At 47.4% G+C, this 26,279-nt stretch carries 25 protein-coding genes; 5 read left to right on the top strand and 20 right to left on the bottom strand.

Annotation, left to right across the window (positions count from 1 at the left end; genetic code table 11):
* Positions 1–44 precede the first annotated feature (44 nt).
* Positions 45–914: a PhzF family phenazine biosynthesis protein gene (locus CWB98_RS06475; RefSeq protein ID WP_138544107.1), complete on the bottom strand. Its 870-nt coding sequence runs from the start codon at positions 912–914 to the stop codon at positions 45–47.
* A 779-nt stretch (positions 915–1,693) separates the two neighbouring features.
* On the opposite strand from CWB98_RS06475, the gene CWB98_RS06470 reads away from it, so the two are divergent.
* A complete protein-coding gene (locus tag CWB98_RS06470; RefSeq protein WP_138544106.1) occupies positions 1,694–2,431 on the top strand; it encodes an AraC family transcriptional regulator in 738 nt (245 codons plus the stop codon).
* Here the strand turns inward: CWB98_RS06470 and CWB98_RS06465 are convergent.
* From CWB98_RS06465 to CWB98_RS06385, 17 genes are all read right to left on the bottom strand, one after another.
* The gene (locus CWB98_RS06465; protein WP_138544105.1) at positions 2,428–3,918 is read right to left on the bottom strand and encodes a hypothetical protein; all 1,491 of its coding nucleotides are present in this window, start codon (positions 3,916–3,918) and stop codon (positions 2,428–2,430) included. The two genes, CWB98_RS06470 and CWB98_RS06465, sit on opposite strands and share 4 nt — an antisense overlap.
* 225 nt (positions 3,919–4,143) lie before the next feature.
* The gene (locus CWB98_RS06460) at positions 4,144–4,890 is read right to left on the bottom strand and encodes a hypothetical protein (RefSeq protein WP_138544104.1); all 747 of its coding nucleotides are present in this window, start codon (positions 4,888–4,890) and stop codon (positions 4,144–4,146) included.
* Positions 4,891–4,932: 42 nt separating this feature from the next.
* On the bottom strand, positions 4,933–5,499 hold the full coding sequence (locus tag CWB98_RS06455; protein ID WP_138544103.1) for a hypothetical protein: 567 nt from the start codon (positions 5,497–5,499) through the stop codon (positions 4,933–4,935).
* An 84-nt stretch (positions 5,500–5,583) separates the two neighbouring features.
* Entirely contained in the window at positions 5,584–5,973 is a 390-nt protein-coding gene (locus tag CWB98_RS06450) for a DUF4280 domain-containing protein (protein ID WP_138544102.1), read from the bottom strand.
* Between the two features lie 2 nt (positions 5,974–5,975).
* Positions 5,976–7,571: a hypothetical protein gene (locus tag CWB98_RS06445; RefSeq protein WP_138544101.1), complete on the bottom strand. Its 1,596-nt coding sequence runs from the start codon at positions 7,569–7,571 to the stop codon at positions 5,976–5,978.
* A gap of 5 nt (positions 7,572–7,576) precedes the next feature.
* A complete protein-coding gene (locus tag CWB98_RS06440; RefSeq protein ID WP_138544100.1) occupies positions 7,577–8,635 on the bottom strand; it encodes a type VI secretion system protein IglI family protein in 1,059 nt (352 codons plus the stop codon).
* Positions 8,622–9,467, bottom strand: a complete 846-nt coding sequence (locus CWB98_RS06435; protein ID WP_138544099.1) for a type VI secretion system baseplate subunit TssG — start codon at positions 9,465–9,467, stop codon at positions 8,622–8,624. Before CWB98_RS06435 ends, CWB98_RS06440 begins: the two co-directional genes overlap by 14 nt.
* Entirely contained in the window at positions 9,460–9,699 is a 240-nt protein-coding gene (locus CWB98_RS06430) for a hypothetical protein (protein ID WP_138544098.1), read from the bottom strand. The genes CWB98_RS06435 and CWB98_RS06430 overlap by 8 nt, the downstream gene beginning before the upstream one ends.
* A 3-nt stretch (positions 9,700–9,702) precedes the next feature.
* On the bottom strand, positions 9,703–11,247 hold the full coding sequence (iglH, locus tag CWB98_RS06425; RefSeq protein WP_138544097.1) for a type VI secretion system baseplate subunit TssF/IglH: 1,545 nt from the start codon (positions 11,245–11,247) through the stop codon (positions 9,703–9,705).
* Between the two features lie 4 nt (positions 11,248–11,251).
* Positions 11,252–11,680 carry a hypothetical protein gene (locus tag CWB98_RS06420; protein WP_138544096.1) on the bottom strand — a complete coding sequence of 143 codons (429 nt, stop codon included), beginning with the start codon at positions 11,678–11,680 and terminating at the stop codon, positions 11,252–11,254.
* A complete protein-coding gene (locus CWB98_RS06415) occupies positions 11,677–12,021 on the bottom strand; it encodes a GPW/gp25 family protein (protein WP_138544095.1) in 345 nt (114 codons plus the stop codon). The genes CWB98_RS06420 and CWB98_RS06415 overlap by 4 nt, the downstream gene beginning before the upstream one ends.
* A complete protein-coding gene (gene tssK / locus CWB98_RS06410; protein WP_138544094.1) occupies positions 12,005–13,462 on the bottom strand; it encodes a type VI secretion system baseplate subunit TssK in 1,458 nt (485 codons plus the stop codon). Before tssK ends, CWB98_RS06415 begins: the two co-directional genes overlap by 17 nt.
* Positions 13,463–13,544: 82 nt before the next feature.
* Complete coding sequence (locus tag CWB98_RS06405) at positions 13,545–14,120, bottom strand: hypothetical protein (protein WP_138544093.1); 576 nt, start codon at positions 14,118–14,120, stop codon at positions 13,545–13,547.
* Between the two features lie 28 nt (positions 14,121–14,148).
* Entirely contained in the window at positions 14,149–16,140 is a 1,992-nt protein-coding gene (gene tssC / locus CWB98_RS06400) for a type VI secretion system contractile sheath large subunit (RefSeq protein WP_138544092.1), read from the bottom strand.
* Positions 16,137–16,733, bottom strand: a complete 597-nt coding sequence (locus tag CWB98_RS06395) for a type VI secretion system contractile sheath small subunit (protein ID WP_138544091.1) — start codon at positions 16,731–16,733, stop codon at positions 16,137–16,139. The genes tssC and CWB98_RS06395 overlap by 4 nt, the downstream gene beginning before the upstream one ends.
* Before the next feature lie 30 nt (positions 16,734–16,763).
* Positions 16,764–18,509 carry a hypothetical protein gene (locus CWB98_RS06390; protein WP_138544090.1) on the bottom strand — a complete coding sequence of 582 codons (1,746 nt, stop codon included), beginning with the start codon at positions 18,507–18,509 and terminating at the stop codon, positions 16,764–16,766.
* A 57-nt stretch (positions 18,510–18,566) separates the two neighbouring features.
* A complete protein-coding gene (locus tag CWB98_RS06385) occupies positions 18,567–19,127 on the bottom strand; it encodes a UpxY family transcription antiterminator (RefSeq protein ID WP_138544089.1) in 561 nt (186 codons plus the stop codon).
* Positions 19,128–19,520: 393 nt separating this feature from the next.
* Here CWB98_RS06385 and CWB98_RS06380 point away from each other — a divergent pair, with 393 nt between their 5' ends.
* Complete coding sequence (locus tag CWB98_RS06380) at positions 19,521–21,578, top strand: S9 family peptidase (RefSeq protein WP_138544088.1); 2,058 nt, start codon at positions 19,521–19,523, stop codon at positions 21,576–21,578.
* Between the two features lie 482 nt (positions 21,579–22,060).
* Here CWB98_RS06380 and CWB98_RS06375 read toward each other — a convergent pair whose 3' ends face one another.
* Positions 22,061–22,504 carry a hypothetical protein gene (locus CWB98_RS06375; protein ID WP_138544087.1) on the bottom strand — a complete coding sequence of 148 codons (444 nt, stop codon included), beginning with the start codon at positions 22,502–22,504 and terminating at the stop codon, positions 22,061–22,063.
* 163 nt (positions 22,505–22,667) lie between these two features.
* Here CWB98_RS06375 and CWB98_RS06370 point away from each other — a divergent pair, with 163 nt between their 5' ends.
* Genes CWB98_RS06370 through CWB98_RS06360 form a run of 3 tightly spaced genes read left to right on the top strand, consistent with a single transcriptional unit; the run spans position 22,668 to position 25,807 of the window.
* Positions 22,668–23,492 (top strand): DUF350 domain-containing protein, encoded by an 825-nt coding sequence (locus CWB98_RS06370; RefSeq protein WP_138544086.1) that lies wholly within the window; start codon positions 22,668–22,670, stop codon positions 23,490–23,492.
* 11 nt (positions 23,493–23,503) lie between these two features.
* Entirely contained in the window at positions 23,504–24,292 is a 789-nt protein-coding gene (locus CWB98_RS06365; RefSeq protein WP_138544085.1) for a hypothetical protein, read from the top strand.
* A complete protein-coding gene (locus CWB98_RS06360; RefSeq protein ID WP_138544084.1) occupies positions 24,293–25,807 on the top strand; it encodes a polyamine aminopropyltransferase in 1,515 nt (504 codons plus the stop codon).
* Here CWB98_RS06360 and yidD read toward each other — a convergent pair whose 3' ends face one another.
* Positions 25,808–26,164 carry a membrane protein insertion efficiency factor YidD gene (gene yidD / locus CWB98_RS06355; RefSeq protein WP_138544083.1) on the bottom strand — a complete coding sequence of 119 codons (357 nt, stop codon included), beginning with the start codon at positions 26,162–26,164 and terminating at the stop codon, positions 25,808–25,810.
* Positions 26,165–26,279 lie beyond the last annotated feature (115 nt).

Below are 26,279 nucleotides of genomic sequence, written 5' to 3'. Positions count from 1 at the left end.
ACAACAGCCAATGATTCTGGAAAACACAAAATATGGCAACCTGGCTATATTGAGAGTATTTCTTTACCTGCTATCTGCGCATAGCCACCAACAAATACTTTAGATATCTTCTGCTTATCTGACTCAACCGATGCCGTAATGCGCGAGGGACATCCCATCTCCCGACCTTGTTCAAAGGTAAAGTGATTAGACTGACAAGGAAAAACATATTGAGTCAGATAGCACGCAAGGGCCCCACTGGCACTGCCAGTAGCAGACTCTTCAGGTATCCCAAATAAGGGTGCAAAATTACGACAGCGTGCTGTGAACGCCTCACCCTGAGCGCTCAACTCAAACGCATGCAAGCCAATGACGTTATGCTGACGAGAAAAATCGCTCAGCGCTGTGTCATTGACCTTAAGCTTATCGAGGTACCCTTTAGGCACAGGCACAATCATATCCGCCAAGCCGGTTGAAATAGCTTCAATAGGTAACTGGGTCGACGCTAATATAGACGTATCAAGTCCGATTAAGACTGATATTTCGGCATAGTCAAAGCGCTTAATATACTGCGGCAAATTTTGCGCCATCACAATGTGTCCATCTGCCTCTATTGTTACACCAAGCCGACCCGCTTTGGTACTTTGTTCGTAATGTCCCTGAGTGATCAGGCCCTGTTCAAACATGACAGAGAACGCAGCCACAGTTGCGTGACCACAAAAATCGACTTCAGCTGTTGGAGTAAAAAAAGACACTGCGAAATCGGCGTCGCTGGCTGCAGACACAAAGGCGGTTTCTGAAAAACCCACAGACTGTGCGATGGCCAACTTTTGCTCGTCTGTCAGTCCATCGGCCTGAAGTACCACGCCAGCTGGGTTTCCCCCTGTGCCTTGCTCTGTAAAGGCATTAACCAAATATACTTTAAGTTGATGCAATCGACTTCTCCCTCATTTTTAGCACAGACACGGCTTTACTCTGTGCAGCCCCGTTACTTAGTTATTAAACTATGCTCTGGTAACCTATCAGCAAAGTAAAGAACTTGCTATCACCATGCACACCCCTGCACAAAACTCTCCATCGGTACCAGCCCAGGAAGCAGCCAAGAAAAAGCCGTTAAAAGTACAGGGGGGTGAATAAGATAAGATCGCCAGCAGAACCATGTTGCCACCGATAATGGCATAATTCCATAACCCTGGATATCGGTTACGACGGCTACATAATATAAATACGATACGATTCGTTCATTAAACACCCAGCGCCATGGCTTTTTATACACTCAACGGAACTGAGATAAACTGACGAATCACACCACTTTCTTGCTATATTCTGAATAGTTGACATCCAACCAATCATTTATTCTTACCATCAAGTTTGTAATAACGTGTAATTGATGTTGGGTTTTTAACAAAATAGACTAGAAAGCCTGTTTAAATCGTTACTTTTGCCACCGCGACGTTGCACAAAATTAAGTCAATCGATATATACTCGATATGAGTATTAAATCGAGTATACCTGGCTTAAACAGAGTTAATATCAGCGAACTCATAAGATAAAATGTGCAGTCTTTTTCTGCTAATTGAGTTACCTGGATTGTAATAAAGCAAGACAGAGCGGGAAGTACGGGTCATGTTGAGAGGAAAAGGTGTATACCCACAATGCAGAATCCAATATATGCCTGATTAACTGTAATATCAAAGCACACAGGGATATTAACATGTTGGTATCACCACAAGGGTTTAGTACTGTGCATATCAGTGATAAGGAATTTAGCCAAAAAAGCTTTACTGTGACACCCGTGGCATTTTTAATTGATGTTGTTGCAAAAACCAAGATCGTCGCCAGTGCTATGCTGGATAAGGTAGTCGAGGGTATTCAAAAAAAATTTGGCTTTCTTGTACCTGTAATAGCTATAGTCAGCGAGTCATGCGGACATAAACAGGTGCTGTTTGAGCGAGGCGCGCTGGACTACGTGAGCTACCCTTTAATTCCCGCAGAACTACTACATCGGCTCAACTGTCTGAAACACATACTGGCCTTTAAACAGGGTAGCGGATTAAATAGCAAAGATCTGGGGAATAAAAAAGCACGTCTGGCGAACGACGCGGTTGAGATTTTGCGCGCCCGGTTGTCTGAGAATATCACTTTGGCTGAGCTGAGTGCGGCCCTTTCAACGAACAGAAATACCCTGGCCGAAGCATTTAAAACACATATGAATACATCGATTTTTAACTGGCTGAGAGAGCAACGGATGCTCAAAGGCGCACAATTACTGGCCGAAACGTCGTTGAGTGTGGTTCAGATTGCAGAGCGTGTGGGGTATACCGATGGCAATAATTTTTCTACCGCGTTCAAAAAACAGTTTAATATGTCACCTTTGAACTATCGCAAAGCGCGTCAACGCAGTGCCACGGCGCTGTATGGAAAAAATAGCATAAACCGATTGAGCCTTTAATGTACCGCCGCAGGTATTGATTGCAAAAACTGTCTGCGCGCCTCAAAGCGTGCTGCTGGTACATACGGCCAGTAATCTGCGTTGCATAAAGCCTGCGTAAAGCCGCTCAGGTCATTATTGACTATGTACTCCTGGATCACTTTACGACTGAGTGGTGTATAGTGCCCGCAAAAGTGTAAATCACCCACCATTGCTTTAATCTTGCTATCCAGTGCAGGCCAGTTTACCTTGCCATAGGCCGCCACACAGTCAGATTTGGCGCAAATGCTTTGTACGTCCCCTTCAACAGAGCGCCAGACCACCTCAAATAGATTTTGCTGTACTTGCATACTCAGCCTGAGCTGAGATAACTGCTCGACCAGGATAAAACGTTTCACGTCTTCGCCTGCTAAACCCGCTGCTTTAGCCAGCACACAGGTCGTGGCAAAATCTAATCCGGCTCGAGATAAATCATAAATGATCTGCTCAGCAGAGCGGTCCTTACAGTCATAACCTCTCACCAGTATCAGCCCGGCGTTGTCGCCCGGCGCGCACAAAACGCCTTTTTGGCAACAAGCCTTGCGGGTATGTTCCTGCCACCAGGTAAACTCACTGGGTGAAGTGGTCGTGTAAATCTCGGGCTGCACTGATGGTGCCGGTGCATCAATTTCTTCCATATCAGGCATAGCGGGCTCTATTTGTGTCTGCTCATGTGACCGAGTTTGACCTGAGTTGTCTTTCGACCGAAGCAAGCCCAATGCCTGAATGCGCTTGACCACACGATTACGAATAACCTGTAGTGCGCCACTCAGGCGCTTTAACCCTTTTACCATAAAATGAATCAGTAAAACCGTTGCAGCGCCGCCCAGGCAGGCCAGCAATGGTTTATCAATATCCAGAATGATTTGACTCTTTATGCCATGCAAGCGCTCAATCGGCAGATAGGAAGATAACAGAAACCCACAGCTCGTGCCGATACTCAGTTTTACCCAATAACAGGAGGTAAACTCGCCAAGGAAACGCATACTTTTCAGATAGTGCCCAGCAATTGCCCGGCTGATGGCCGCAGCCCCACAGCCGGCAGCGCACAGGTAAAGCATAAAGTTAGCTATCCGTGGCCAGCCATATAAACTGGACAGCGTTTGGTTTAATGTCGCACTGGTGACATAAGGTGACATTGCCAGCACGCCGACACTGAGTAAACAAACCAGTAGTACCAGAAGTAACCGGCGTACCAGTGGGATTGCCCCTAAAAACCTCAAACGGCTGTTTTCATGCGCCTGGATCAGCTGAATACAGTCAGGTTTTGCCGGGGCTATCAACCCAGTAAGCTGCTTGTGCGTTTGCTCAAGCAGCGCAATGTCTTGCTCTGATAACCCCTCACCATTTTGCTGCTTGCATGTCACAGCAGCGAGAAAGGCATTGGTTTCGGGTTTAACCGCGATACCCTGCATACTGGCGTAGCGGAGTATCGTGTTGAGTTCATCAATACGTTTATTTATTAGCATACACATTATCAATTTGAGTGGTGGAGATGCATTCGTGATTAAAGTGCGTAACGCATTAGCGATAGCACTCGGCCCCTAACAAATGGAGCCAATGCACTAGGTAAGGTCAAAATTGAATAGTTCCCTAGTCTGATCTTCCTCTCAGAAACGACTTTAATTATTCCCTGTGGGCTAACGCCGCTGCAGCGATACGCTTTAATCTTTGCCCTTCGATTTAGCGAGAATTTATCTAAAAAACATCATTTTATTTTCAACAAACTTGGAATTGATTTGTCTTCTATATTCCACTCTCGCTATATCAAGTGCTTGTTCGACTATCGTTCTGTCTATGGAATTCATAAGTTCCATGTCTCTTTTTAAGTGAGACCTCAAAGTCAATCCGTCTTTAAAGTCTGACCGGGAAAGGTCACTGTGCCTTTCCCAATCTACGATAAAGCTCGCAAGCTTTTTAGGCCCCCACTTTATATTTCCAATTTTACTTATCCTTTCATTTATTTGCTGATCACAGAAATGCAGTAAATAGTGGATCCTATCCATCTGGGCTAAGGTAATAGCCATATTCAATGAAGCAAAACCATAATCTTTTATTGCCTGAGATATATTCTTTGCATGCTCTCCATTGCCCGTTGGATATAAATACTTATCTATGTTCTTCAAGCAATCATGAGTGTAGGTTTCGACATAAGGGAGTCTGTCACCGCTTGACTTGGATAATTTCCCGCTGATACTCCCAGCGAACTTTATAAAGTCGGATAGGTAAGTAAAAACGGGTATTTTTGACAATGCATAGAGAAACAACGAACCAACTTTGTATTTATCGTAGTACTTAGTGGAGGTTACCTTGTTGATTGGCGCCTTCATTTTTTTAAAGAAAGTTACTTCAGGATTATAAACATCGCCATACTTGCCTTTATAAAACTCAGCTTTCTCGAGGTAGAACCTTGTTACACTATCATTTAAACTCAAACTCATTCTTTTCACCATTTAGCTTTAAAAAATTAAACTCTCAAACTCTTATTTCATATAATTATGACCATCCCCACCATGGCTCGTATTATATGAATAATGTTCAAACCGGATATTTCTGGCTTCATTTATGATTCTACGCTGTTCAAAGCGCATTTTTTTGCCGGCCTCTTTACGGTTCTTAAACCGCAGCCATAGCTCCCTTTCCTTTTTTGTTTTCTCGTCATCTGGCAGGTTTTTAATTCTTCTTTCGATATAGCTTTTGGGGCCTTTATCGTAAAATTCCGCAGCGGATAGCTTATGTCCTAAGTGGATTTTTCTTATTCTGCGGCCAGAGTTTTTTGACTGATAAGTGTCGGTTAGTTCTATCCAGCCACGGTGAGAATCTCCTGTTTTAGCTAATACCTCCCAGTTTCCAGAGTCACGCAATTGAACCGCTGTGGGCTTTTCTAAAAACTGCCCCTGATAGCGTGCTTTTTTTGCTTTGGCATAGCGTTCCAGTACAGCTAAACCTAATCGACTTGTCAGGCTGGAAGAGTGGCTAGGTATGAGCGCTTGTCTTCTTCCACCTGATGGAAGCCATTCATCATCATCATCATCATGTCGTTTTCCCATATTTTTCTCCGGTGATAGTTATAATCAGATTGTTTTACTAAGAATTTAAAGAGCCAGTGAATGCTACTTGCTGTGTGAGCATGATCATCCCTTTATCTGCACAGGGATCTGGCCCGGGCTGGTAACGCTGATCACGCCCGCCCACATGCACATCAACTTGCAGCTGTCGGTTAATATAGGCTTATTGGCGAGTAAAATCGTTGGTGCGCTGGGGATCCAGGGCGCAGGTATCGAAGGCACACAGGGCATGGGGGTGAGTACCCCAAATGCAGCGGCTGTTGCAGCAGCCACCGCAGGATTGGCAAGCGAGTTACACATACCAAAGGGCAGAATATTCTTAAAGGGAATGTAGTCCATAATATTGGCCATCGGGGTGTTTTGCATGACCTTGTTTTCTGGTGTCACTATCAGGGTTGAAGGTGCCATACCGCATGAACATTGCAGTACTGCTCCCATTGCTACGGCCTGTGCCATGGTTAGTCTCCGTCTGCTTCTTGTGTCTGAATGGTGATTTTTCCGTCCTGCCACTGCATTAGTTCTGTGTCTTTATCTTTAGTCCGCTTGATACTGAATACAGGCTTGTCGTCCTGATATTCATGTCTAATCGCAGTCTGATCTTTGTCATTATTACCCAGCAGCAAATGATTCCCCTGGGTGTTCTGCTCCAGAAAAACTGAAGCGCCCCAGTCCAGTACCCGGCAGACTCGCGCTTCAAATAAGCTTATTTCCAGCAGTACCCGGCACCCTTTATACAATGGAAAATAAAAATGAGGGGGCAAGAAATCTGGCCGGAATAATAGCTTAATCTCCTGATCCCAAAGCGGAATATGAACACGGTACTGGTTTTGTTTGGTACTCTCATCCTGTGCATACTGGTAGCTTTTGTCCTCGTCAGCACCTGGCTCTGAAAGGATCACCCCTTCAGCAAAACACGGCTCAGGTAACTGAGCATCACCATCGCTGCTGTGGTCTTGTTGATGTTCAAATATCCCCTGATACTCACACTGATATTGAGTCGCTGGCATATTAAGGTCATCCGGTGCGTTTTGCCGGGTGGCTGTGAGCTTAATCCCGGTTTTGACTCCCTGATAGGGTTGCTGATAGGCCAGCGAGACTTTACTCCAGCCTGGGTGTTTAAGCTCTAATCCCACACCGGGATAGAGCTGATTAACCGGTATCGTACGCAATGTAAACTGAAGCTTTGCCATCTTAGGTGCGCTATGACTAAGCTGTAATTTCTTTTGCGTATTTTCAGTATCAGTAAATGGGCTGCGCATTAGCCGGTCATTTTTAATACCCTGAACAAGCGGGTTCTGCGACAGCGGAATGATTTTTGCCTGCGCACTATTCGCATTCAGCAGGTTTTGCGACTGAATATCTACTTTGGAGTAATGGAGCTTAAACCTCGGCTTGTCGGCCGGAAGTAAATCCTGGTTTTGTGCCGGGCGCACCTTGTCATCGGTAATGGTGTAACTATTCTTTTTATAATCATAGCGCCAGAACACGCCCTGCTGTTTCAGATAGCTCACAACAAACTGGTAGAAGCTTTGTCCCGTTGCACCCATCGACAGGCAAATGAGTGGCTGAACTTGCTCTAATACGTTGCTGCCAAACTGGATGCTAAACGCATCGGTTGCCTGGGTGCTGATCACCTCTTTCATGGACTTACCCACGTACAGTTCACACGGAAAATGCTGTTGCCACAAAAACTGTGCAGCATCAAAAAAGCGACACTGATATTTGCGATATAGCACCCTGTTGCCCTTTACATCCATAAAGGTCTGCTCGTATACGGAGCGCTCAGCCACCAGCGCCTTCAGCGTCAGCGTGTCTTTGTCCGGATTGGTCGAATCCTGGGTCAACCCCAATGTCAGGTCAATCAACTGCTCGCTGGTAAAGTCACCGATGAGGGTGTCACTGCCCAACTCATCCGACAGCCAAAAATGTACTTCTCCGTTAAACCCTTGTTTATCCAGATGAAGCTGACAGAATTTTATGTTGCCGCCGGCCACCGTGTGGGTTTGGTGGTTAACTGTGAGTGTCAGCGTAAGCGCTGCTTTGTCAGTAAACATGGTGATTACTCGTAGAAAGAACTGAGTTCCAACGCAATAAAGGCATCCAGATCCATCTGGTACAACTCGTTCAGTGCATCAATACTCGCTTGTTGAGACAGCGCCATCTGCGCTTCCATCAAGGCCTCACCATGACTGATTTGCGCATGTACATAAGGACCGAATAGCGCTGGAAAATAAAGACGCGGATCAAAGTTTTCGATAATGTGCGCTATGTCTTCTTTGATGATGGCCGCTTTAAGATAATCCTGTTGCTGTAGCAAGTTTTGAAACACGGTCATTTTTTTGAGCAGCAATGCCAGAGCATGCGATGTTTCGGGCTGTGCAAATGAATTGTTCTGCTCTGGCAAGTCGCTATCGACTCGGGACTCTGTACTCGCTGGCTCAAGGTCCTGCTCGTACTCATCCTCGGGGACAGGCGCCGAGTGAAGCGCCTCAACCATACCTGGTGATACGTCTAACAGCGCAATTTTTTCCTGATACATTTTCAGGTACATGACAGAGCTCAGTTCAGTGCCATCCAGCTGGTGTAGCAGCCCTTGCGTAAAGTCCTCGATTTCTTCCAGATGTGCACTTTGCGTATCCGTATCCAGGTCATCAACAAGCTGTTGTAACGTCGCACCACTTTGCGAGAGCTGAAACCCTAGTTTGCGGGTAATTTTTTTAAATAGCAGTGCCAGATTAAGGTCAATTTCCGCAAGTTCGGCATCCGCATTAAACGTTTGTGGCAGTAATTGATGGCGGTGTTCTGTTAGTAACTCTGCCAGTAAGGGAAGCAAAGCGCACATTCCCTCTCGGGTCAGCCACACGTCACTGGCATACAAATACAGGCAAATCACCCTGATATCGCTGCATCCCTGAGAAAATAACGTCAAACAAGTTTGAGTGACCGCTGGTAATGCCCGAACGCGCATGTGTTCATCAATTGGCGCTAAAACCGCCTGGTCAAAATCATCAGGGTAAGGGTAAGACACTTGTAACGACTCATAGACCGCAGCGTAGACTTGCCGCTCTCCCATGCCCTCTGCCAGAGCGCTTAAGTGGTTTTGATTATGATTGTTCACCCGACCTCCCGTAGCCATGGGTTTGCCCGTAAAACAGCGTTACTTTGCCCGCCTGTTGTGTGCTGCCCAGAGCATGAAAACCAAGTGGGGTGGCAACGCCCGCATTGCCGGTTTTTAACGGTCTCAGCCGGCCCTGGATCCGCACTTCCAGATGTAATGATAAAGGCGCTAGCAAAGGCAGAATGTGTTGCTGGAGCCGCTGCTGTAGCTGCGCTATGTCAAAATGCCTGTGCTGCTCAAACAAAGTCACAACAATCCCTTCTTCTTTGACAAAGTCGGTATCACCCAGTAAGTAATGGCTGCCGGTCACGACCTGACCTAACGGGGTTCTGGCAAGCTGCTGTACTTTAATTTTGTGGTTGGGTTGAGTGTGTATGTGGTATTCAGGATAAATGTAATCAAACACACTCTGGATAGTGCGCACTGACTTGAGGTTGGTCAGTGCCAGCGCATGAGACTGATAATTGTGCCAGTGACCAAATGCACTATGATTGAACTCAGGGAACAGACTGTGCACCAGCTGTTGCAATATAATGTGATCAAAGTAGCCAATAAAGTGCCTGAACTCGTCAGCGCGGTCCATCAGAGTGTCTCTCAATTGCAAAATATATCCAGGCAGCGGGCTTTGCGGGCTCAGCAACCCCAGATTCAGACTGATCACCACGGCATCTGGGGTAAATTCAATCGCTTCTACAATGCGCTGTTCAGAGATAAGGCTGTCGTGACTGGCAAACCAGATGTTGCTGTAACCCAGATGCCTGAGTAATCGCAATAACGCAAGTAAGTCAAAATGCTGAATATTGTCTTTGATCTGTTGTGCTGTTTTATCCATGGGTCACTTGCCTTAGTACACAAACATCCAGAAAATCCTCTAGCAGCTGTAGTTGCTCTAACAGCTCTGTCTGATCAGCGCCTCCGAGGGACGACTCAAGCAGCTGAGCGCTTAGCATCACCAAGCAGGCTTCATGCGCAGGCTCCAGGGGATAATCCAGTTCGCTGATATCTTGTTGAAGCTGGCCAATAAGCTGTGTTAGCAGCGCTTCATCGTGCACGGGCGCAGTCATACTCTACATTCCCCCGCGGTTTGCCTGTTGCAGGTTTAAACGAATGTGCTGAACCCCAAACCAGTGATTAACCCCCATTTCAAATATCCGGATAAACAGACGAACGGTCAGCTCACTGGTATCCACATAGCGGATGACCATCGTAAAGTGCGCCGGATCTGAGGTTGCTTCAACCCCTCTGAATCCGTGTGCAATCACGTCAAACTCGCGCGCCAGCTGCGTGGCAAAGACATAAAAAAGCTCAGTCAGGTGCTTTGCCGTAACCACCTCGTTGCCACCAATAGCCAGCAAAGACATAGGTGGTAAGGCGCTGTTTTTATGGGCCAAAGCGCAGGTCTGTCGGGCTTCGTTTAGTGACCAGGTTACGCCGGGAAGTTCCATTTTATTCGGTGTTGCCGTCAGCTTATGCCACAGCCAGGGGCTAAACGCCGGGTTGTGTCCGTTGGCCTGAATGCTGACTGTGCGCGGCTCGGCGAAAGCATCGGGCAGATTCAGGTCCAGCTCCCAGTGTTGCTGGTTATTTATTGTCAAATTGTAGGTGTTGTCTGCCTGGCTGAGCAGTGAGGGCAATAAGGGCAACTTCTTATCGCCCAAATGCTGAAAGACCCCACGCACCGAATGGATCTCAACCTCTGGCTCGTCGCCGACAATGGCATATTGCGAGCGAGTGCCGTCACACCAGATACTTTTCGCCTGAGTTTGGTATAAATTAATTGCCGGTGTGCAAAACAGCCTGAAACAGTCTTTCGACAGTGCAGGCAACGTGCGGTGCTGTTTTAAGTGAATGCTCAGATAGAAACTATGCCAGTGCTTAGGTGCTTGCTTGATTGACAGTGCCAGACAAAAGTAAGCATAAGGAAAGTGCAGCAGGTTACGAACGGTTTCTATGGGATGCATCCCAAACTGACATTCAGGCTGGCGAAAAACCAGCGTACAAGGGACGCTCTGAGTGTCGTTATCAAAAGTCACTTCAAGGCGGGTTTCTTTGTCCTGCAGTGCAGTGAGTAACGCCAGTGTGGCATTAAAGTCATTGCATACATTGAGATAAACCGGCAGCTCCCCCGGTGCCTCCTGCATTCGGGTAAAAGCGTCAAACCGCAACCTGAGCGTCTGACCAGTTAATCCCGTCGGCGCACAGTCCAGATGACTAAGCTGCACAGGCTGCAAACTAAGTGCATTGCAAGCGCTAAACATGGCGGTTTTAAAATCTTCATTTTGTATCGCAAACTGTGTGCCCGCCTCAATCTGATAACGCATCGTCATTTTCGCATCCGGATGCGCCTGAATAATGGTTTTTGCTGGCAATGCGGTCGTCATGTAGGGATGTATCTGTGTCAGTAACTGCTGCTCATGGCTATGCAATGTGGACAGCGCAGCCTGTTGAGTATGCGCCGTGCAATAGGCAATGGCCTCTGTCAGCCGCTTGAGTTCCGGGTCGTCCCTGTCCAGCGCTGCGGTAGCAAACGCACTCTGATACTGAGACCGGAACTGCTCCAGACCTTGTAGCTGAGAAAGATAAATTTGATGGATATGATGACTATCAGACATGTGTTTAACCTTGCTTTATCAGCGCGCCTTTGATGTTAGTGATGCTTTGACCTTCCAGGGTCGTCATGTTGCCCGTCACATTTACCTGCGCATTGGCTTGTGCCTTAAAGTTGCTGCCTGCCTTAATACTGGTTTCTGACGTGCTTTCAACCGATACGCTGCCACTGGCTTTAAGCGAGAAGTTTGTGCAGCTCATTTCAATCGTCTCTTTGTTCATCGACAGCACACTCTTTTTTCCATCGACATCAATGCTCAGTGAGTCTGCGGTTTGCGTTGTTTGCGTGGTCGATGAGCCGTTCTTGCTGATGAGTGTGATACTGGTATTACTCAGTTGTATCTGATGCTCGTCGCTGGAATCTTTATTTTTGACATGCACAGTGATCCCTTCGCCCTCGTCTTTACTGAGCTCAATGGTGCAGATCAGGGTACTCATAATGTCGGCCCGTGTAATTGCACCCTGAACTGACAAGGCGCGCCGTCAATTTCACCGCACAGCAGGATGCTCGACTCACGCATGTCGAATTCGTAGCGCACTTCCGTCAGGCTAAAACGGCTTTCCCAACGATTTATCTGTATCCTTATATGTTCACACAGGCTTTGCATCAGCGGCTCACAGAGGCGCTCACCTATTTCACAAGGGATCCCATAATCACCGTCAAAATAGCTAAACCCGGCCGTGGCGTTAAGCAATACTGTGAGGTGATTTTTCACCGCATCTGTGACCGTGTGGGCGGCGTAAACCGGCTTACTACAAAACTTACCGACGAGCCGCATAGTTTTTGGTTTCCGTTATAAATTCAAACAAGTAGCCCCTGAATTCACTTTGTCCATAAAAGGCGAAGCTGTGCGCTTTCACGATGTCGTGCCACTCGCCTTCTTTATGTATCTCAAAGTATTGTGCGCCGCGATTATGCGGGCGATTTTCATTCAGCCGGGCCAGCACCGTATCGCTGGTCACCTGAGTCAGCTTCAGGCCCTCAATATTATCCGGTGTGGCACTGCGCAGCCTGGATTCCGACGAGACCAAACCCGGTACCGGACATTGTCCTACCTGAGTCTGGCTTTCATGATAAATGGCCAGATATAAGCGCGTATTTTCTTGTTCTGCATCGGCATCAACCACGCAGGAATATATGCCATTGGTTTCGCGCAAAGCGCTATGCCGGTAACTGTATTCTTTGAGGAAAATCACCTCATCCAGCAAGTCGATGAGTTTGTCAAACACCTCTGCCAGCGCATTGTGGCGATAGACGATGGCGTCCGTTTTGGGCAGTCCATTGCGATAAAGTTTACAGTCGATATAAAACGCTTCGAGCTGACAGAACAGTTCAAACGGGTGCAGTAATACCTCGCTGTCGGTCTGCGTGATGGTGTTGAGCATCCGCTGCGTTTTGTACAAGCTGCTCAACAGGCTCAGCTGATGTGTTTTGATCACTTCTCCTGAGTGCTGTTCACGGGCGTGCCTTTGTTGTTGGCACTCAATGGCTGATAATGCTGCCTGCTGTGAATTTCTGGCTTCGATTGCCTGTGAAATCGGCTCTTCGAGCTCTGTTTTGAAACAGGTAAGGTACTGTTGCAGTGTCTGAGCTCGCTTGGCAAACAGCGAGGAGTTTGAGAGCACCAGCAGTGGCGGTAAGTAGCGCTCGTCTGGCAACCAGTTTTGTGCGTTGTTCTTTGCAAAGTGAACCAGTTTAAACTGATGAAGCTGGGTCAGTTTGCCACGCCTGGAGAGCATTTCAACTTCTGACGTAGCCTCGTCTGCACAGTTTGGCACTGAGATGACCTCCAGCACATAGCCTTTGCGTACCACCTCTTCATTCACGGGCGCTATATTGCGCTCTGCGTCCTGTTGCAGCTCAAGCCGAATGTCTTGTGCTGTTAGCGCATTGTGTTCATAGATATTGATGTAAAGATCGGCACAAACAGCGCTTTTTGGCAGGATCACTTGCCCCCGGTTAAACAAAAACTCAGCATTGGCATTGAGCTTTATGAGCTCGCCGGAAGGTAAAATGCAACAAAACTCCGAGATCCCCACTATATCCTTTGCAGTTTCGGATAGGTCCAGGGCCAGCTGCGCCAACCCATAAAAGGGTTTACCAGTCAGACTGAACCTGATTGAACTGTCGGTTAACAGAGCGGTCTCTTGTGCGACAAAATGTTCCGGCAGCAGGGTTTGCCCAAGCTGCCAGTGGACCTGAGCCAGTTCTCCCAGCATGTGTCTCTCCAGATGTATAATATTAGAAGCAAAAAATGGGGAGCAACCGTCCAGAATGAGTCACTCCCTGAGGCGGGGTGGATTATTCAGCGACGCTGACACCCCATTTCTTGACGAACTTAGCACTGGTGTTGACGGCAAAGTGCGCTTCCTGTTCTTCCTCTGTTGGCATAACCCCCAGGAAGAAGCTGAAGTTTTTCGGCGAGACCACGTCGTCGGCCTGATCCAGGTCAACGCCAAAATCCAGTTCGCCGCCGTTTTTGGCAACCAGGCCATTCAAGTCGGTTTCATTGGTGTGGAAGTTGGGATAGAACTTCTTCTCTTTCGGGTCATAATCATAAATGACAAAGGAAAAAGACACACTGGTATCGCTCATCGAGGTATGTTGCAGCAATACACTGCTTTCCTTATTGTCTGTAGAAATGCGACAGCCGAACATGATCGGGTCTGCGTGTCCGCCTTCCCAAAAGATATTTGAGATAACCCCCACCACTTTAACCTTGTCACCACTGATGTCTGTCGGCACGGTGACCGCCAAGTCTTTTTTATATTCTTTGTCGCCAATTTTCAGTGAGGTAATGTGACCCACCTGAATTTGCGCATCTTTTTGAAAGTTAAATCCCTGCTCAACGCTGCAAGCCAGATTTGTTGAAGCCATAATAGTCTCCGCAATAATTAGTTAAATTTTAAAGTTGTGTTTCCAGTCTCAGCTCGGCATCCAGTCCTTCAAACTGCAGATGAGGAGAGACACTCACGGTACATTTATACCAGCCTATGTCCCCTTCCTGGGCAACGGTTTCAACATTAACGGCTTTGAACGGATAGCTTCGCAGGGTCAGGTCATCCGGGTTAACAACCGTCGTCACGTAGCTGTTCAGCCAGTTACTGATGGTGTTGGTAATGTATGGCGCATCGGCAGTACCACCTATGTTGTCGCGCATAATACATTTGATGTAGTGGGCGATTTTGGTAATGGACAAGGTGTAAGAGAGGTTTGTAACCAGCTGGGAGTTTTCCGTGTCTCTTGGGTCCTTAAAGCGCTTGGGCTTTTTGATGGACTGACAAGAAAAGAAACACGCATTGGTGGTGTCTTTTTGATAAACCAGTGGCATAAATCCGGCTTTGGCAAACTCCAGTTCACGATAATCCGGCATCACCAGTTCAACCGGTACTTTGGTCAGGGTCAGGCCATTTTGTTTAAAGGTATGACTGGCAAGATTTGGAATATGACCACCGTTTTTAGGGCCCCGAACTGTCTGGCACCAGGAAGTCTCTTCGTACGAATGCACAATGTTGCGGGCAAATAACATCGCCGCATTGGCCCAGGTATAATGGTGATGATCATCGACTTTTTCTGTGTAGTTGAGACCCGGTACCGGATTATCTTCAATATGATAAGGCGCCCTGATCATGAATCTTGGAACTGTAAAGGCCAGGTAGGCGGCTTCTTCCGAGTCTCTAAACTCGTTCCATTTAGAGAACTTGCCCTGTAGCATGTGTGATTCTAGATTTTTAATTTCTGCCAGCTGGTTGATGTCGTCCTGCCCGACAAAGAACTTGGGACCCACCGAAGAAACAAAGGTACAGTGAGATGCATTGGCAATTTTACCCATAGTTCTTAACCAGCCAATATCGCGCTCGCTGTTTTCAAACTCATAAAGCCCTATCATGGCACTGTAAGGCTGACCGCCATACTGGTCGTACTCTTGGGTATAGAGCTTTTTGAACAAGCTGCTGTTGGCGATATCGCGGCGATTTTCGGCAAAGTCATCTTCCAGCTCTTTTTTGGTGACATCCAGCAGGTCAATCTTAATGTCTTTGGAAAAGTCTGTTTGCTCAATCAGATACTCTAGTGCGCGCCAGTTGGCTTCCAGATGCTGAAAGGCCGGTTCATGAAGTACATTGTCGAGTTCTTGCTGAATGGCGTTGTCTATCGCCGTGGTGTTATTGGTAATGTTTTCTTTGAGCTCAAACAGTAGTTCCGCGCCACTTGCATCAGGGGCTTCGCTTTGCGGTAAACAGCCCGTGTGGCTTAGCGCAGCGATTTGCATCAGCAGACGGTCTACCTCTGTTTCCTTAATGCTTAGTTCAAACATCGGCTTGTCTTTGTCAGCAACCAACGCCCGCGCCCAGATGTCTAGTATGCCAATAGAGTCCTGGTACTCAGGTAATGCTTTAAGCGCATCAATGGCTTTTGTGATTTCCTCGGGTTCGCCCTTCTCGACAGCCGCAATCACTGCACTATTTGCTGTTTCAAGTGCCTTCAATTTTCCTTCATCGCCAACAAATGCGCTCAGTTTGGTCAGGTTATCTTCAAGGGCAGTGTCTGTCACAGCCAAAGAAGGTAAGGCAGTCTTGAGATCGTCGATATAAAATAGCAACGCGTTGCCTGCTCCATCATCAAAATGCGCCTCCACCTTGCCGAGGGCACTGAGACACAGCTGCCATGCTTGTTTATACTGCTCCAGGTTTTCCTTGCCGGGATCTTTTGGGACACTGACAAGATGGCTGGCGGCCAGTATCAATGCATCAATGGTCAGTTTCTGCTTCTTTTTGGCTAACAAAGCTTGTACAGCCGATGAATTACTTGCGCTCCCTTCGCTCTCTTCCTGGGTTATGAGGTTGACACTCTGGAGTACGTTATCAATAAAATTGGTTGCGGTTTGGTCGCTCATCATGAATTTCCTTCGCTCTGCTCGGTTTTCGGGAGGTAAATGCCAATAATTTCTTTAAGCTCGTCTTGCACCGTTTGTGAGTTACTGGCGGTCAGCAGATCTTGCAGTGCCTGTCGATAGCGCTTGTTGTTGGTCAGGTTTGACATCACTTCATTAAGCAGACGCTTGGTTTCAAGTTTGTCTTTGATTTCCGGGCGGCTGTTTTCAAGGATCCTGTCGGGGCTAAATGCATCCAGGTGGGTAAACTGAAGATCTCCACCTACCGCGCTTTTAACCCGCAATAACTTCATCACGGGGTTATATTGCTCAATGGATGTCAGCTTAGTGCCGTTTTCGCTGTGCAGCTTGATATCGGTGATTTCCGTTGCATCAAAAATATGCCGTTTATCCAGTGATAAGCGCTGGCCTTGCTCATCGGCCTGACCGATTTGCTTTTTGGCGACAGTACTTTGTTCATGACCTGAAAAACCGGAAAAATCGCCGGCGATGAGGATCCGCATCGGCAAAGTAATGTCTTCTGGTACACCGTTAATTTGGGTGCGATAACGCAAGGTTACGCGGGATTTTGGCATATTCTTATCATCTTGAATGGCCATAAAAACTCCTGTTTGTTTTAAATAAAGCGTCTAAGACTTTGTGAGACTGGTATCGAGTAGATAGCGAATTTCACTCAGGGTGTTGTAAATCGCTAATTTGGATTTGGCTGCCAATGCGTCCGGATTGGCCTGAAGGTCAGGTATTAGCATGTCGGGACTGCTTTCATTGCCCAGGTAACGATACGCATAGCGGATGTGTGTCAGAGCCGTTTCGCTTTGCTCGGGTGCCTCTGCATGCGCGTCGGTGAGCAGCCTTTGCGTTGAGTGCTTTACGTTGTGATAGCAGGTGTCTCTGTCTATGGCGTTCTCTGCGTCGGGCCTTGCACAATACAAGACCTGCAGTTGAGGTGGATTGTCAGCTAAAAAATGGTAAGACACCCACCAGCACTCATTGACTGTGTTGTTTGTCAGATACCCAAGGATATCGGTATATGGGTAGCTGGGTGTATTTATCTCATTGAAGTAACTGACTTTGTCGCCGTAACTCAGCTTGCCATAACGGGTGATATAAAGCGCATTATCAGACAACGGATATGCACAATAACCAAACCCGTTTAGTGACGCCGTGCCTGTTTGCTTGTCAACAAGGATATGCACTCTGCCTGGTAGCGGGAGCACACTGAATGTGTCAGTTTCAGCATTTTTATAGCTTAACGCACCGATCCCACCGAGTACTCTATGCCAGATTACGCCCATCAATGCTGGTTTTGCGTGCAGGTACTTACGCTGATAAAAGCGCTGCCAGCGCTGACTTTGATTATCGTCGTCCAGAATAAAGTAGCGCCTGCACTGCCGGATATACACGGACTGTTCGATAATTAAATCCCGAAGTGCCGGGGTCAACAGCAAAATCGTGTTGGTGCGCCAGTCTAGCAGTTTACTCAGCCACTTAAATTTGCGCAGTGTACCGTTGCCACGCAGCATGCTGCTGCCAGAGCTCAGTGTTTTAAAACAACCTCCGGCGAACAGGCTGGAGAGCATGAGCTGATATCGCAGCGCCCCGGGATTCAGTACCGCCAGGGTGTCGTTTTTTTTCAGATCCAGTGTATAAATACTGGATAACATCAGGCTCTCAAAAAACATCCCGGCCGTTAATTTGTAGGGTTTACAGGTGTCTGATGAGTCGGAGTCAAACTCGATACACACAGGCTCATCTGCGCTATATATGGCCGCGTCTTTTTTCACACTATTAAGCAGAAAATCGTCTGAACATCTAAGTGGCGTTGACACCATATCAGCGACATGAAGCCTGCACCTGGGCGGCTCAACAGACTCACTGAACCATAATAGCTCTGCCTGGGTATTAGCAATGATGTGATCCGGTGTGATTGACGCTATTTTTTGCCCGAGCAAAAATCGCTCAAAACGATTGTCTCTGGGCATATCCGCCACACAAAACACACACCCCAGATGCATCGCACTGAGTATATGAACCAGTAAACTCAGATCGGGCAAGTTCACCAACATCAAAGTATCGCCGCTGGTCACGCCGTTTTCTTGCAAGCCAAGTGTGGTAATAGCAATCGCCCGTGCAAGCGCTGAGTAACTGACATGCTCAGATCGAGACTCTGTCAGCTGCAGTGCCGTTTTTCCACCGTTTCGCAGTGGTTGTATGATCAGGTCCTGAATAAAATTGAATCCCAGAGCCGGGCTACTCTGTTTTTGCCTGACACGTTTGTCCAGATAAAGCTGCTGGATCACCTGTTCGGGCCGCTGAGCACTTGCTTCAACCTGCTCGATATCCAGCAAACTATCGCCCTTAGATTTCACCGACATGCCAGTACCTGCTTATTTGAAATATCACTTTGTCCAGAAAAGTACTTTCATGACGGTTCAAGGTTGAGCCTGAAGTTCTTGGTCCAGTAACTCAACCGGGACCGTGATCACCAAAGATTGTGACAAGCCTTGTAGCGCTAGCGCCACTTTATTGTCTGTTGCATCAGCCAGCAGGGCTCCGCGATAGCCTTTTAAACTGCCCTCACGGATAACCACTTGTGCGCCTTTTTTAAGGCGTCTGTCTTCATACATCAACGCCTCCGGGAACGCCTGCAAAACAGCCTCAATCTGCTCAATATCCTGATCAGTAATGTTTGGAAAGACCTTGCCATGACCGTTGTCGCCGCCGTCATAAGAAACGAAAAAACTAAATTCAGACAGTCGCTCGGCTAAACGCATTTCCTCGGGGAGAAGCTTGGCAAACAGGTAAGACTTAAACGCTGGTTCTTCGACGACCTTGACTCTGTCGGACCATTGCCTGGTTAATCTGCGCAATGGCAGATAGCTCGTAAACCCCAATGCTTCAAGCTTTCTGTTGAGCTTTTTTTCAGCGTGTGGCTGAGTGTAAATCTGAAACCATTTTTTTCTGTCATCGAACATCTGGGCAAGCTCCGCCACGTCAGTCACAGTGTGCTGAAGTGGTTATTGATTATGTCGGGTTGTGTTGGCTCTAACTTTGCGCACAGCACAAAGAGCGATTAGAAGTAGTGTAATGATCTGGGAAATAGGAAGCTTTGCCGGATACATGCATTTCTTTGTGTAATGCACAATGCATTGCACAAAGCAGAGAATGCCATAATAGCTGGCTGTATTCTGACCACCTGGCTGCATGGTCGAGTGCCACAAAATCGCTAAAAGTTAGTTACATATCGGAATATTATGCCCACTTACCGCGTATCTATTCCAAATGGTGTTACAACGTATCATAAATATGGATATTAAGCGGCGGTTTGTATTCCCAGTGCTGGTGTATAAGCGGTCAATCACTATTACAAATAGAGTACTAAAACAATGAAAAAACTATCTATTTTGACGTCTTGTATCGCACTGGCGTTGTCTGGTTCAGTGCTTGCCGCTGAGTCTGCGCACACTGACAATACGCTCACCTACCAGGATGTATTCAACATGGAATACGCCGCGAACCCGGTAGTCATGCCGAATGGCAAACAAGTTATCTATGAGCGCCGCAGTATGGATATCATGACAGACAGCATGAAAAGAAACCTGTGGACCGTATCGCTGGATGGCAAAACACACCTGCCGCTGTTGTCAGACACGCACAACCATTTCAGCCCGGTGTTTTCACCAGACGGCACAAAAATGGCCTATCTTTCCAGCAAAGAAGGCAAGGTCCAAATCTATGTACGCGACCTGGCATCTGGGCTAACTGCGCGGGTAACGGATGTAGCGATGACACCCAGTAGCCTGAGCTTTTCACCGGATGGCAGCCAGCTGGCTTTCTCCATGTTTACGCCGGGTAAGTCGAAGCCGCTATTCAGCCTCGACTTTAAACCCAAAGATGCTAAATGGGCTGACAATGCTCAGTACATAGACCAAACCCTGTTCCAGCGTGATGGTGCTGGTATGAAGCGCCCGGGCAATATGCACGTGTATGTTGTGCCCGCCATTGGTGGCTCGCCACGACAAATTACCTCAGGCAAACACGATTACGCCGGTTCACTGGCCTGGTCAAGCGATGGCAAGCAGATCATTGTCTCTGCAAATACACATGATGACGCCCAGTTTGACGTGTTCAACAGTGATTTATTGGCCGTCGATGTGCTGACGACTAATGTCACCGAACTGACTGCGATGTCAGGGCCGGAACATAGCCCTACATTGAGCCCCAACGGCAAAAAGCTGGCATTCCTTGGCTTTGAAGACAATGGCAAATCGAACCAGATCACTGAGCTGTATGTAATGAGCCCGGATGGCTCCGACATAAAGCGGCTGACACCCAAACTGGATCGCAGCGTTGGCAATGTCAAATGGGCTGACAACAGCAAAGGCTTATATTTCAGTTATGACAACGAAGGGAAGAAACACGTCGCCTATGTCTCTTTGTCTGGCAAGCTAAAAGCCCACACCGATGCGCTCGGTGGTATGAGCTTAGGCCGCCCTTATACATCGGGTCATTATGATGTGACCGACCATGGTCAGGTTGTTTACACCCAGTCTACTGGTGTGCGCCCTGCCGATTTAGCCGTGGTCAATAAGCGTGGCAAAGTCACTCAACTGACCGACTTGAACAGTGATGTGTTCGACCATAAAACACTGAATCAGCCTGAGCTGATGGAAGTAAAAAGCAGTGTGGATGGCAGACGCCTGCAAGCCTGGATTGTGACCCCGCCTGACTTTGATCCGAAGAAAAAATACCCGCTGATCCTGGAAATTCACGGTGGTCCGCACACCGCGTACGGCCCGGAATTTTCAACTGAAGTCCAGCTGTTCGCAGCCGCAGGTTACGTCGTGGTTTATGGCAACCCAAGAGGCTCAACGTCTATGGGGGCTGACTTTGCCAACGAGATTGATAAAAACTACCCGTCAGAGGATTACAACGACCTGATGGATATGGTCGATGGCGTCATTGCCAAAGGCTACGTGGACCAGGACAATCTGTTTGTTACCGGCGGCTCTGGCGGCGGCACGTTAACCGCCTGGATCATCGGTAAAACAGACCGCTTTAAAGCGTCGGTGGTTGCAAAGCCTGTTATCAACTGGACCAGCATGATTGGTGCCTCCGACATCTATACCTTTATGACCCGTTACTGGTTTAGCGACCTGCCCTGGAACGACTACCAGCAATACTGGAACCGCTCGCCGCTGTCTCTGGTTGGCAATGTGAAAACGCCCACCATGGTACTCACCGGTGAACTCGACGTGCGCACCCCGATGAGCGAAAGTGAACAGTATTATGGCGCGCTGCAACTGCAAGGTGTCGACAGTGCCTTTGTGCGCATTCAGGGCGCCTATCATGGTATTGCCGCTAAACCCTCCAACCTGGCACGTAAAGTGGGCAACATCCTGGCTTGGTTTGAGAAGTACAGAACCGACAGCAAAGAAGACTAAGTCTTTACAGCCGCCCGCATTGCGGGTGGCTTTCCCCCTATTGGTAGGCTTCACACTTTTTCTCTGTTAAGCTCAGCAATCCCATCGCTTGATCAGGCTCAACACTAGAAAGTTCATCCTCTACTTGAAAAAGCCTGGTGTTTATCTGTTTTGTTGAGCGCGCTTTCGCTAGCTGTTTATACAACGCAGGACTCGTACAGTTATAGCTGCGCACTTTGTTTTTATACAGCACCTTCCTCTGTTCGAATTCATCGTTGTCAACGGGCATATTAGAAAAGCTGATACTCAGTACGATCCGGGAGTGATCATCAAATACTCTGTCCAGTTCAGCCTGTTCCGGAAACCCCTAAGTTAGTTGACTGACCTCCTCCGCTATCACCTTTTGGGTATTATCTGAGTTGATATAGCCAAAGACAATGGAGGTAATCAAACTCAGGGCAGTCAATAGAACTCGAATTATGCTCGATTTATCCGCATTCGCTTTATCCATTACCCAACGACTTCAATTTGTTCTTCAATGCTGCGATGACAATCGGGAGAAAATGGAGCGACACGCCAATCGCCGCGCCGATAGAGAGTGCCCACGGCCCTCCAAGCCATAAAATCAAGCCAGTGTAACCTTGAGCTTCACTCAAATAGCCCTTTTGCCAGACATCTAAGAACATTAAGCCGTTCCAATAGACATAAACACATGTCGTTGCAATGAATGCATACAGACCGATTTTATGGAGCACTGGGTTAGCTCGCCCGAAATGTGTTCTGCAGAAAAAACACACCATGCACTGGGCAATAAGCATTGGCACTGACAACAGCAATACGACCAACAAAATACCGCCAAAGGACTCGTCGCTATACAGATAGGTGATCCCCATTAATAACATCATCAACGCTGAAACGGCCAGTGTTATTGCGATTGTAATATTCATCAAAATTCCTTTCCTACTGCAATATGCAATAATTGATTCACTTTCATCATTACATAAATTGGAAACAATCACTATCAGTTCGCGCAACCTTATAATTCACTGGTGCTTTTTCTGTGCTAAAATCGCGCGCTAGAATCATCATGGATAATATACGGAAACAAATATGGACTTCCCTCTAGCTGAACTGAGCTACTTCGTGCTCTTTCTTATCGTACTATTCATCGCAAAATGGCTTTATAACGCCACGACTTCGTACAGCACTTTCACGGAAATTGAACAGAACAAAAACCTGGCTTTGGCAACATCAATCAGTGGTTTCTTAATTGCGGTTACTATGATGTATGTGGCGGTGCTTCAGGGGCCGAGTAAAGGCCTGATAACCGATATCATCAATGTAAGTCTTTACTCACTGACGGGGCTTGGCTTATTAGTACTCACTCGGGTGATAAACGACAAGCTGCTGTTACCTAAGTTTTGTAATAAAGCACAAATTATCACCCATCAGAATTTGCCTGTGGGTATTGTGCAATTTGCCAGCTATATTACCGCCGGATTAATTGTGTCTGGCGCATTAATGGGAGAAGGCAGTTTTGTCTCAGCTATTGTGTTCTATTTGCTTGCGCAGATTGTATTGCTCATTGCAAGCAAGCTATATGATTTATTGACGCAATTTGACCTGCACCAGGAGCTGAAAAACAACAATATGGCGGCGGCCATCAGTTTTGCGGCAACCAAAATTGCCACTGGTATTATCTTATTTCACGCACTGCGTGGCGGGTTAGAAACCTGGTCACACAGCATTACGCTATTTTTTATCGACGCTTTAATTGCGCTGGCATTACTGCCAGTAGTACGTTTACTTACTGACCTGGTGCTCATGCCCGGTGTCAGGGTAAACAAAGCCATTGCACAAGGTAATAGCGCCGTTTCCCTGATTGAAGGGAGTGTTGCGGTGTCTGTTGCAATCGCGATTTTCTACACGCTTTAAAAGGGCCTGATATGAGTGTCATAAAGACCTTTATCCTGTCTTTGGTTATCGTGATTCTTTGTTTCTTTGGCGGTGCCTTGTTGGAAGAGCCAATAGCCGAGACCCCTTTTGCTTTGAGTACGGATTTCTCTAACAAAGACAAAGCCTATCAATTTGAAGTGCCAGAAGACGGCCAGATGATGCGCTTTGAAATTAAGGGCACAATGAAAATGAACTCCTGGCAGGCCATGGATATGGAAGTGTATGATGCCGGCGGTACCTATATATTCAGTTATCAGGATGAGCTGTGGTCAGAGTCAGGCAGAGATTCCGAAGGCGACTGGACCGAGCGTAAAACCAAAGCCTCACTGGAAATCCATTTTGCGAAAAAAGGGCGCTACACGCTGTATTTAACTGATTCAAACAGTTACGGGTTTAAGTTTAGTAGAGATAAATATTACTTCCGCGTTATCCCTATACGTGGGGATGCCAGTATGCTGCGCCCGCTCCGGACAATAGCCGGGATCATTGCTTTTGGCTGTTTTTGTATATTGGCCTATCGTCATGAAAACGGGTATGCCTTATCGGGCAAAAAACCTTTTGACAACAACACAAAATACAAGCGCGAGCCAATTTACATTGGGGCGATTTCACTCAGCTTATTTGCTGCGGTTTTCCTGTATGCCCAGACCAAAGATGATGATATCAATTATGCGCTGCATGCCTATAGCAATAAAAAAATGACGGTTGATCGCAGTATTCGCCAGCAGAGTTTATCCGGTGCCAATCATCGCGGTGGCAGCGGTCGGGGTGGTAAATAAGTGCTCAGAGAAAGTCATATCCTGCTGTTTAGCATCTTTATTGCCGGCTTATGCTCGATTGTTTACGAGCTGCTGATAGCAACGACAGGTGCCTATTTTCTGGGTGACAGCGTGACGCAGTTTTCCATTACCATTGGCGTGTATATGGCATTTATGGGCGTGGGCTCGTACTTGTCTAAATGGGTCAATGACAACAGCCTGCTGGCACAGTTTATTGTTTACGAGCTGATGCTGGCACTGATTGGGGGCAGCTCAGTCCCGCTGTTGTACTTTTGTTATGCTCAGGGCTGGCATTTTCAGAGCATGTCGGTTGCGCTGACCGCTCTGATTGGGATTTTTGTGGGCCTTGAAATCCCGCTTTTATCGCGATTAATGGAAAAACACTATACCTTAAAGGTGAACCTGGCCAATGTGCTGTCTATTGATTATCTGGGCGCGTTAATCGCCACCCTGGTTTTTCCGCTGGCACTGCTGCCCTGGCTTGGCGTATTTAAAACGTCATTGCTGTTTGGTCTTATTAATCTGTCTATCGCTTTAACCTTACTGTGGTATTTTTACGCTCAGTTTCCAAAGGGGCAGGCAAGCTTGTTGAGGTGGCTCCTGGCGCTGGTGCTACTCACGCTGGCAGGGTTGATGTTCTTCAGCAAAGAGTTAAATCATCACTGGAACGAGACCGTGTTTGAAGACCGTATTGTACACAGTGAACAGTCACGTTATCAGCAGCTGATCATGACTAAACACAAAGAGGATGTGCGCCTGTATTTGAATGGTGGCTTGCAGTTTTCTGCCATTGACGAGTATCGCTATCATGAATCGCTGATCCACCTGCCAATCCAGCGGCAAACAGCGACTCGCAACGTCCTTATCTTAGGGGGTGGTGACGGCCTGGCCGCCAGGGAGCTGCTCAAGTATCCTGATATTGAGTCCATTACCCTGGTTGATCTGGATCCGGCAGTGGCCGCGCTTGCCCGCAGCAATTTTCATCTCACACAGCTCAATCAAAACGCGCTGCACAACCCCAAAGTTAAGGTGATCAATCAGGATGCGTTTGTCTATCTGACTGACACGCCCGACAGGTACGACTTAATCGTGGTGGATTTGCCGGACCCGAAAACCATTAGCCTGGCCAGGTTATACAGTAAGCAGTTTTATACCCTGGTAAAGCACCGTCTTAGTGCGCAAGGCATTATGGTTACTCAGGCAACCAGCCCTTATTTTGCCAGGCAAGCGTTTTGGTCAATCCATAATACGGCGGCGTCGGTGGGTTTTCACTCAGTCACCCCTTATCATGTGGATATCCCTTCATTTGGCAACTGGGGGTTTGTTATGGCCTGCAAAGCTGCGTGCGAATTACAACACAATACGCTGCCGGACACGCGTTTTTACCATCCGGATATTGAACCTTTATTAATGACCTTTCCGGCTGATATGCATAACACCCACAGCAAGATCAGCAGCCTGGATCAGCCCCATGTGCTCTACTACTATCTTGACGGCTGGAAATACTGGAACTAGTTAAAACGGCCAGCAATCACAAGACAGCTCTGCCGCATCACAGCTTTTCCCTCTGCCACCACAACTGGCAATGTCACACCCCGCACTTGGGTCGCAGCAGTCGCAACGGCTCTCGTCTTTTTTTCGCCTGTCTTTTGACGCTGATTGCTCAAGCATGAGATAAGCTTGCTTACACGCGCGCATCCGTGCCCTTATCTTGCGATATCCCCCCCAGAGGCCATCTTCTTTTACAATGGCCAACACAGCATGTGAGCAACTCTCTCCCCCATGAACAACCGCATGGGCACATCGAAACCCTTTATGTGGAGAAATAAAACGTTGATAAAATCGGATCAATAGTATGGCCAGATAATCCATGGCAATTCCAATATTGTATTACATTATAGTTACGACGTTATGTTTTACTCTTGGCGACAAACAGTATGTTTCTTAAACACCAATATAAGTTGTTAATATCCACTTCCTTAGTTAA

It is taken from the genome of Pseudoalteromonas rubra, from assembly GCF_005887115.1.
GTDB classification, from domain to species: Bacteria; Pseudomonadota; Gammaproteobacteria; order Enterobacterales; family Alteromonadaceae; genus Pseudoalteromonas; species Pseudoalteromonas rubra_F.
This window is presented reverse-complemented; position numbering and strand designations above follow the sequence as displayed.

Bases quoted from the DNA above. Each gene is read 5' to 3' on its own strand.
- CWB98_RS06375 (WP_138544087.1), bottom strand. From the start codon at position 22,504: ATGAATATTACAATCGCAATAACACTGGCCGTTTCAGCGTTGATGATG.
- tssC (WP_138544092.1), bottom strand. From the start codon at position 16,140: ATGATGAGCGACCAAACCGCAACCAATTTTATTGATAACGTACTCCAG.
- CWB98_RS06420 (WP_138544096.1), bottom strand. From the start codon at position 11,680: ATGAGTACCCTGATCTGCACCATTGAGCTCAGTAAAGACGAGGGCGAA.
- CWB98_RS06450 (WP_138544102.1), bottom strand. From the start codon at position 5,973: ATGGCACAGGCCGTAGCAATGGGAGCAGTACTGCAATGTTCATGCGGT.
- CWB98_RS06405 (WP_138544093.1), bottom strand. From the start codon at position 14,120: ATGGCTTCAACAAATCTGGCTTGCAGCGTTGAGCAGGGATTTAACTTT.
- CWB98_RS06365 (WP_138544085.1), top strand. From the start codon at position 23,504: ATGAGTGTCATAAAGACCTTTATCCTGTCTTTGGTTATCGTGATTCTT.
- tssK (WP_138544094.1), bottom strand. From the start codon at position 13,462: ATGCTGGGAGAACTGGCTCAGGTCCACTGGCAGCTTGGGCAAACCCTG.
- CWB98_RS06455 (WP_138544103.1), bottom strand. From the start codon at position 5,499: ATGGGAAAACGACATGATGATGATGATGATGAATGGCTTCCATCAGGT.
- CWB98_RS06395 (WP_138544091.1), bottom strand. From the start codon at position 16,733: ATGGCCATTCAAGATGATAAGAATATGCCAAAATCCCGCGTAACCTTG.
- CWB98_RS06465 (WP_138544105.1), bottom strand. From the start codon at position 3,918: ATGCTAATAAATAAACGTATTGATGAACTCAACACGATACTCCGCTAC.
- CWB98_RS06445 (WP_138544101.1), bottom strand. From the start codon at position 7,571: ATGTTTACTGACAAAGCAGCGCTTACGCTGACACTCACAGTTAACCAC.
- CWB98_RS06415 (WP_138544095.1), bottom strand. From the start codon at position 12,021: ATGCGGCTCGTCGGTAAGTTTTGTAGTAAGCCGGTTTACGCCGCCCAC.
- CWB98_RS06435 (WP_138544099.1), bottom strand. From the start codon at position 9,467: ATGGATAAAACAGCACAACAGATCAAAGACAATATTCAGCATTTTGAC.
- CWB98_RS06470 (WP_138544106.1), top strand. From the start codon at position 1,694: ATGTTGGTATCACCACAAGGGTTTAGTACTGTGCATATCAGTGATAAG.
- iglH (WP_138544097.1), bottom strand. From the start codon at position 11,247: ATGTCTGATAGTCATCATATCCATCAAATTTATCTTTCTCAGCTACAA.
- CWB98_RS06390 (WP_138544090.1), bottom strand. From the start codon at position 18,509: ATGTCGGTGAAATCTAAGGGCGATAGTTTGCTGGATATCGAGCAGGTT.
- CWB98_RS06460 (WP_138544104.1), bottom strand. From the start codon at position 4,890: ATGAGTTTGAGTTTAAATGATAGTGTAACAAGGTTCTACCTCGAGAAA.
- CWB98_RS06370 (WP_138544086.1), top strand. From the start codon at position 22,668: ATGGACTTCCCTCTAGCTGAACTGAGCTACTTCGTGCTCTTTCTTATC.
- yidD (WP_138544083.1), bottom strand. From the start codon at position 26,164: ATGGATTATCTGGCCATACTATTGATCCGATTTTATCAACGTTTTATT.
- CWB98_RS06430 (WP_138544098.1), bottom strand. From the start codon at position 9,699: ATGACTGCGCCCGTGCACGATGAAGCGCTGCTAACACAGCTTATTGGC.
- CWB98_RS06380 (WP_138544088.1), top strand. From the start codon at position 19,521: ATGAAAAAACTATCTATTTTGACGTCTTGTATCGCACTGGCGTTGTCT.